Source organism: Azohydromonas lata NBRC 102462, from assembly GCF_001571085.1.
Lineage (GTDB): Bacteria > Pseudomonadota > Gammaproteobacteria > Burkholderiales > Burkholderiaceae_C > Azohydromonas > Azohydromonas lata.
This window is the reverse complement of the sequence record NZ_BCTC01000219.1, coordinates 1-3,161: the sequence shown is the minus strand read 5'-3', so window position 1 is coordinate 3,161 and position 3,161 is coordinate 1. Positions and strand designations below refer to the sequence as shown.

1 protein-coding gene is annotated in these 3,161 nt (G+C 67.7%); it reads right to left on the bottom strand.

Annotated features, from left to right (window positions below):
* Window positions 1-3,161, bottom strand: a 3,161-nt coding sequence (locus ALA01S_RS30560) for a HAMP domain-containing protein (protein WP_157119417.1), incomplete at both ends; no start/stop codon positions are given.

Sequence of the window (3,161 nt, the reverse complement as noted above, 5' to 3'; positions counted from 1 at the left end):
ATGCGCGGCGGCGCGGGCCACGCGGCCTCGCGCGCGGGCAGCGCCGCGGCAGGCGCATCCGACGGCCGGTGCGCGCCGCGCGGGGCGCGCGAGGCGTTGAAGGCCTGCGGCAGGTACAGCGTGAAGGTCGAGCCCTCGCCCGGCGCGCTCACCAGGCGCAGCTCGCCGCCCAACAGCCGGGAGAGCTCGCGGCTGATGGCCAGGCCCAGCCCCGTGCCGCCGTACTTGCGCGAGGTCGAGCCGTCGGCCTGCTGGAAGGCCTCGAAAATGATCTGCTGCTTCTCCGCCGGAATGCCTATGCCCGTGTCCGACACGGCAAAGGCGATCACGGGCCCCCCGGCGCGGCGCAGCTCTTCGTTCTCCGGCTGCCACCCCTGCGGCGCCGCGCCTATGCGCAGCCGCACATGGCCCTGGTGCGTGAACTTGAAGGCGTTGGACAGCAGGTTCTTGATGATCTGCTGCAGCCGCTTCACGTCGGTGAGCAGCGCCGCGGGCGCGTCCTCCGCGATCTCGATGGCAAAGCCCAGGTGCTTGGAGTCCGCGAAGTGGCGGAAGCTGCGCTCCACCGAGCGCTGCAAGTCGTCCAGCCGCAGCTCCGACAAGTCCACCGCCACCGTGCCGGACTCGATCTTGGACAGGTCCAGGATGTCGTTGATCAGCATCAGCAGGTCGTTGCCGGAGGAGTGGATGGTCTTGGCGTACTCCACCTGGCGCGAGGTCAGGTTGCCCTCGGCGTTGCGGCACAACTGGTCGGAAAGAATCAGCAGCGAGTTCAGCGGCGTGCGCAGCTCGTGCGACATGTTGGCCAGGAACTCCGACTTGTACTTGGAGGTCAGCGCGAGCTGCTCGGCCTTCTCCTCCAGCGCCTGGCGGGCCTGCTCCACCTCGCTGTTCTTGCGCTCCACCTCCTGGTTCTGGTGCGCCAGCAACTTGGCCTTTTCCTGCAGCTCCTGGTTGGTCTGCTGCAGCTCGTGGGCCAGCGACTGGGACTGCTTGAGCAAGTCCTCCGTGCGGGTGTTGGCCTCTATCGTGTTGATGACGATGCCGATGGACTCGGTGAGCTGGTCCAGGAAGCCCTCGTGCACCGGGTTGAAGCGCTGCAGCGAGGCCATCTCCAGCACGCCGCGCACGCGGCCCTCGAAGATGATGGGCAGCACCAGCACGTCCAGCGCCGCGGTCTCCGACAGGGCCGTGGCGATGCGGAAGGAAACCGAGGGCACGTTGGTCAGCAGGATCTTCTGCTTGTCCAGCGCGCACTGGCCCACCAGGCCCTCGCCCAGGCCGATCTCCTTGCCGTGCAGCCCCTGGCCGCTGGAGGCGTAGCTGGCAAAAAGCTTCAGCCGGGCCTGCTGCGGCGCGCCGCTGAGCACGTAGAACTCGGCCTGCTGCGCGCCCACCACCGGGGCCAGCTCCGACAGGATCATCTGTCCCACCGTCACCAGGTCGCGCTGGCCCTGCAGCATGCGCGAGAACTTGGCCAGGTTGGTCTTGAGCCAGTCCTGCTCGGTGTTCTTCTGCGTGGTGTCCTTGAGGTTGCGGATCATCTCGTTGATGGTGTCCTTGAGCGCCGCCACCTCGCCCTGCGCCTCCACCGTGATGGAGCGCGTGAGGTCGCCCTTGGTCACGGCCGTGGCCACTTCCGCGATGGCCCGCACCTGCGTCGTGAGATTGGCCGCGAGCTGGTTGACGTTCTCCGTCAGGCCCTTCCACGTGCCGGAGGCGCCCGGCACCTTGGCCTGGTTGCCCAGCTTGCCTTCCACGCCCACCTCGCGCGCCACGGTGGTCACCTGGTCGGCAAAGGTGGCCAGCGTGTCCGTCATGGAGTTGATGGTGTCGGCCAGCGCGGCGATCTCTCCCTTGGCCTCCACGGTGAGCTGCTGCTTGAGGTCGCCGTTGGCCACCGCCGTCACCACCTTGGCGATGCCGCGCACCTGCGAGGTCAGGTTGCCGGCCATGAAGTTCACGTTGTCGGTGAGGTCCTTCCACACCCCGGACACGCCCTTGACCTGCGCCTGGCCGCCCAGGCGGCCCTCGGTGCCGACCTCGCGCGCCACGCGCGTGACCTCGGCCGCGAAGGACGAGAGCTGGTCCACCATGGTGTTGATCACGTTCTTGATCTGCAGGATCTCGCCGCGCACGTCCACGGTGATTTTCTGCGTCAGGTCGCCGCCGGCAATGGCGGCCGAGACCTTGGAGACGTCGCGCAACTGCACCGTGAGGTTGGCGGCCATGGAGTTGACCGACTCCGTCAAGTCCTTCCAAGTGCCCGCCACGCCCTGCACGTCCGCCTGGCCGCCCAAGCGGCCCTCGGTGCCCACCTCGCGCGCCACGCGCGTGACCTCGGCGGCGAAGGAGCGGAGTTGGTCCACCATGGTGTTGACCGTGTTCTTCAGCTCCTGGATCTCGCCCTTCACGTCCACCGTGATCTTCTTGGACAGGTCGCCCGCCGCGACGGCCTTGGTCACGTCGGCGATGTTGCGCACCTGCGAGGTCAGGTTGCCGGCCATGGAGTTGACCGATTCGGTCAAGTCCTTCCACGTGCCCGCCACGCCCTGCACGTCGGCCTGGCCGCCGAGCTTGCCCTCGGTGCCCACCTCGCGCGCCACGCGCGTGACCTCGGCGGCGAAGGAGCGCAGCTGGTCCACCATGGTGTTGATGGTGTTCTTGAGCTCCAGGATCTCGCCCTTGACGTCCACCTCGATCTTCTTGGACAGGTCGCCCTGCGCCACGGCGGTGGTGACGTCGGCGATGTTGCGCACCTGGCTGGTGAGGTTGGAAGCCATGGAGTTGACCGAATCCGTCAGGTCCTTCCACGTGCCGGAGACGCCTTCCACCCGCGCCTGGCCGCCCAGGATGCCCTCGGTGCCCACCTCGCGCGCCACGCGCGTGACTTCGGAGGCGAAGGATCGGAGCTGGTCCACCATGGTGTTGATGGTGTTCTTGAGCTCCAGGATCTCGCCCTTGACGTCCACCTCGATCTTCTTGGACAGGTCGCCCTGCGCCACGGCGGTGGTGACGTCGGCGATGTTGCGCACCTGGCTGGTGAGGTTGGAGGCCATGGAGTTGACGGAGTCCGTCAAGTCCTTCCACGTGCCGGCCACGCCTTTGACGGTGGCCTGGCCGCCGAGCTTGCCCTCGGTGCCCACCTCGCGCGCCACGCG